Source organism: Xanthobacter autotrophicus, from assembly GCF_030015065.1.
GTDB classification, from domain to species: Bacteria; Pseudomonadota; Alphaproteobacteria; order Rhizobiales; family Xanthobacteraceae; genus Xanthobacter; species Xanthobacter autotrophicus_D.
The window spans coordinates 1-3618 of the sequence record NZ_JAIVFN010000210.1; the positions used below are offsets into that span (position 1 = coordinate 1).

The following is a 3618-nucleotide window of genomic DNA, read 5'->3' on the forward strand; positions in this document are numbered from 1 at the left end:
CTCCCTGCCCTCCCCCGCAAGCGGGAGAGGGTTCCCAGCGCAATCCACCCCTTTCACGGAAGCTCCGGACGCCGGAGCCGACCTGACGGAAAACGCCGCGACCTCCTCAAGCACAGATGCGCCCCCTCTCCCGCTTGCGGGGGAGGGCTGGGGAGGCGGCATGCCGACGTCGGCGACAGGCGTCCCCCTCCTGATCGTCGAAAACCTCGGCAAGAGCTTCACCCTGCATCTTCAGGGCGGCCTCAGCCTGCCGGTGGTGTCCGCCGTCTCCTTCGCCGTCCATGCGGGAGAGTGCGTGGCGCTGGGCGGGCCGTCGGGGGCAGGCAAAAGCTCCATCCTCAAGATGGTGTACGGCAATTACCGCATTGATGCCGGCTCCGTGCAGGTGGCCGATGCCGGCGCCATGGCTGAGATCGCCGGCGCCGAGCCGCGCCTGATGCTGCGGCTGAGGCGCGCGCGCATCGGCTATGTCAGCCAGTTCCTGCGGGTGATCCCCCGCGTGCCGGCCCTCGACGTGGTGGCCGCGCCCCTGCGCGCGGAAGGCGTGGCGGCCGACGCCGCCCGCGCCCGCGCCAGCGCGCTGCTGGCCCGGCTCAACCTGCCGGAGCGGCTGTGGGGCCTGCCCCCGGCCACCTTCTCCGGCGGCGAGCAGCAGCGGGTGAACGTGGCGCGCGGCTTCATCGGCAGCCAGCCGCTGCTGCTGCTGGACGAGCCCACCGCATCGCTGGATGCGGCCAACCGGGCGGTGGTGATCGACCTCATCGCCGAGAAGAAGGCGCAGGGCTGCGGCCTGCTCGGCATCTTCCACGATGGCGAGACCCGCGAGGCCGTCGCCGACCGGGTGGTGGACGTCACCCGCTTTTCCGCCTGATACCAGCCGCCCATGGGCTTGGCTCATGGGCGGCTGGTATCAGGCCGCGCGGCGTATGAGCGCGACCCTCTCGGCATCGGTCAAGGACCGGGGCAGTTGGTATGAGCCAGGATTGAAGACATGACCGAACAGGTGTTCGCCAATGCCCGCCTCGTCCTCGCCGACGAGATCGTCACGGGCCACCTCACCGTGCGCGACGGGCGCATCGCCGCCATCGGCACCGGCGCGGTGCCGATGGGCGCTGAGGACCTGGAGGGCGACTATCTCCTGCCCGGTCTCGTGGAACTCCACACCGACCATGTGGAGGGCCACCTCGCCCCCCGCCCCAAGGTGCGCTGGAACCCGCTCGCGGCCGTGCTCGCCCATGATGCGCAGATCGCCGCCTCGGGCATCACCACCGTGTTCGATTCGCTCAGGGTGTGGCCGGACAGGAAGGCGGTGGGCATGGACGGCGACGCCCCGGTCCTCATCCGCGCCCTGAAGGAGGCCCGCGCCGCCGGCGTGCTGCGCGCCGACCACCTCATCCATTTGCGCTGCGAGGTGCCCACCGACACCGTGGTGGAGGACGCCGCCGCCATCCTCGACACCACCGACGTGCACCTGATCTCGCTCATGGACCACACCCCGGGCCAGAGGCAGTTTGCGAGCGTGGACCAGTTCCGCTCCTATTACATGAAGAAGAGCGGAATCACGGCCGAGGAAATGGATGTGATCGTGGCCACGCGGCTCGATTTCCACGAACGCTTCGCGCGGGAGAACCGCGCCGGGCTGGTGGCGCTGGCCCACGCCCATGGCTGCGTGGTGGCAAGCCACGACGACGGCACCCCCGAGCACGTGGCAGAGGCCATCGGCGACGGGGTGGCGGTGGCCGAGTTCCCCACCACGGAGGAGGCGGCACGGCTCTCCCACGACGCCGGCATCCGCGTGCTCATGGGCGCGCCGAACCTGGTGCGCGGCGGCTCCCACACCGGCAACGTCTCCGCCGAGGCGCTGGCCCGCGCCGGCCTGCTCGACATCCTGTCCTCGGACTATGTGCCCTCCTCCCTGTTGTGGTCGGCCTTCGACCTCCACCGCCGCGTGCCCTCCATCCCCCTGCCGCGGGCGGTGCGCATGGTGACGAAGACGCCGGCCGAGGTGGCGGGCCTCACCGACCGGGGCGAGATCACCCAGGGCCGGCGCGCCGATCTGGTGCGGGTCACCCTTGCCGGCGACATGCCGGTGGTCCGGTCCGTCCATCGCGCGGGGCGGCGGGTGGCATGAGCACGGAGCGGATGAGCGCGCGGAAGGCCGGCGAAGGGACGATGCTGGACCAGAGGCCCGGCGACGCCCGCCCGGATTGCCTGCTGGGTCCCGGAACGCTGCTGCTGGTGGTCGGCCCCTCGGGCGCCGGCAAGGACACGCTGATCGACATCGCCCGCGCCCGCTTCGCGCAAGAAGCCCGCGTGCTGTTCGCCCGAAGGCTCGTCACCCGACCGGCCGGCGCGGGCGAGGCCCACGGCACCCTGAGCGAGGCGGAGTTCGAGGCGCTCAGGGCGCAGGGGCGCTTCCCCCTGTTCTGGCGGGCCCACGGGCTTGCTTACGCGCTGGGTCCCGAGGTGGCGCAGGCCATTGCGGAAGGCGGCGTTGTGGTGGCCAACGGCTCGCGCGCCACCCTGCCGGAGGCGCGGGCGCGCTTTGCGCGGGTGCGCGTGGTGCACGTGACGGCGCCGGTGGCGGTGCGCGCCGGCCGCCTCGCCGCCCGTGGCCGCGAGGACGCGGCCGATATCGAGGAGCGCCTGTCGCGCGCCCCGGAAGTGGACGTGGCCCCCGACCTCGTCATCGACAATGTGGGCACGCCCGCGGATGGCGGTGCGCAGCTCGGCGCCTTCATCGCGGCGGAGCTGGCGGCGGAATAAAGCCGCCTCGTGTCCCGGACCAGCGACGGCGCAGCCGGAGCGCCAAGCCGGGACCCAGCAGAGACTCCTGTGCAGCAGGCAAAACGACGGCCCGGCTTCCGCTTAAAGAAGCGCCTGCGGCGGACTCGTGCGCAGGCCCCGCCTATTGGCGGTAATGCTGGATGCGCGTGGTGCGCAGGCCGGGCAGGCCGTGGCGGTCGATGGAGGCCTGCCACGACAGGAACTCATCCACGGTGAGGGTGTAGCGCTTGCACGCCTCCTCAAGGGAGAGGAGCCCGCCGCGCACGGCGGCCACCACCTCCGCCTTGCGGCGGATGACCCAGCGTCGCGTATCCGGCGGCGGCAGGTCGGCGATGGTCAACGGTCCCCCATCCGGGCCGATCACATATTTCACCCTCGGCCGATAGGCATCGGTCATCGCTACGCACCCGCTACACATCAAAACGCAAGACAAGATTGCAGCCGCCGATGAAAACTTTGCTAAAGCCCGAGAAAAACAGGATATTTACTTGTATTAACAGCATGTGAACAAGATATTCCCGAAACGTAAAGGCCCGGATGTTTTCGCAGAATGCAAATCCGGTAAGATTTCGGGAAGGAATTGGGGCGCGGCGGCGGCGCGGGCATCGGTCCATCACCGCCATCATAGCGCCAGCGGACAGGCCCGCTTTACCGCCCTGCGGCCGCCACCCCCGCCTATTCCCCGCCGGCGAGTTGCCATCGCGGCAACGCGTCTCTAGTGTCCCGCGCGCCTGCGGCGCTGCCGCCCGGCCGGCCCGCGCGCGGGACGACCGGGCCGCAAGGCCGCCGGAAATGGCCTTGCGAGCAAAAGATGATTGATCCCGCCCTTCC

The 3618-nt window shown here is 70.6% G+C and carries 5 protein-coding genes; 3 read left to right on the forward strand and 2 right to left on the reverse strand.

The features are described from left to right. Nucleotides 1-160 precede the first annotated feature (160 nt). The 3 genes from phnL to phnN all read left to right on the forward strand — a co-directional run bounded on the left by phnL (nucleotide 161) and on the right by phnN (nucleotide 2766). A complete protein-coding gene (gene phnL / locus K9U40_RS22290) occupies nucleotides 161-871 on the forward strand; it encodes a phosphonate C-P lyase system protein PhnL (RefSeq protein WP_282892296.1) in 711 nt (236 codons plus the stop codon). A gap of 120 nt (nucleotides 872-991) precedes the next feature. Next, the gene (locus K9U40_RS22295; RefSeq protein WP_282892297.1) at nucleotides 992-2131 is read left to right on the forward strand and encodes an alpha-D-ribose 1-methylphosphonate 5-triphosphate diphosphatase; all 1140 of its coding nucleotides are present in this window, start codon (nucleotides 992-994) and stop codon (nucleotides 2129-2131) included. Nucleotides 2132-2142: 11 nt separating this feature from the next. Further along, nucleotides 2143-2766, forward strand: coding sequence for a phosphonate metabolism protein/1,5-bisphosphokinase (PRPP-forming) PhnN (phnN, locus tag K9U40_RS22300; protein ID WP_282892298.1), 624 nt, complete (start codon nucleotides 2143-2145; stop codon nucleotides 2764-2766). Between the two features lie 142 nt (nucleotides 2767-2908). Here the strand turns inward: phnN and K9U40_RS22305 are convergent, their stop codons facing one another. Together K9U40_RS22305 and K9U40_RS22310 are read right to left on the reverse strand one after the other, a co-directional pair. Beyond that, nucleotides 2909-3184, reverse strand: a complete 276-nt coding sequence (locus K9U40_RS22305) for a DUF1153 domain-containing protein (protein WP_012113328.1) — start codon at nucleotides 3182-3184, stop codon at nucleotides 2909-2911. Nucleotides 3185-3197: 13 nt separating this feature from the next. Then, nucleotides 3198-3618 (reverse strand): hypothetical protein (locus K9U40_RS22310; protein ID WP_282892299.1); only part of this gene is annotated, 421 nt, incomplete at its 5' end.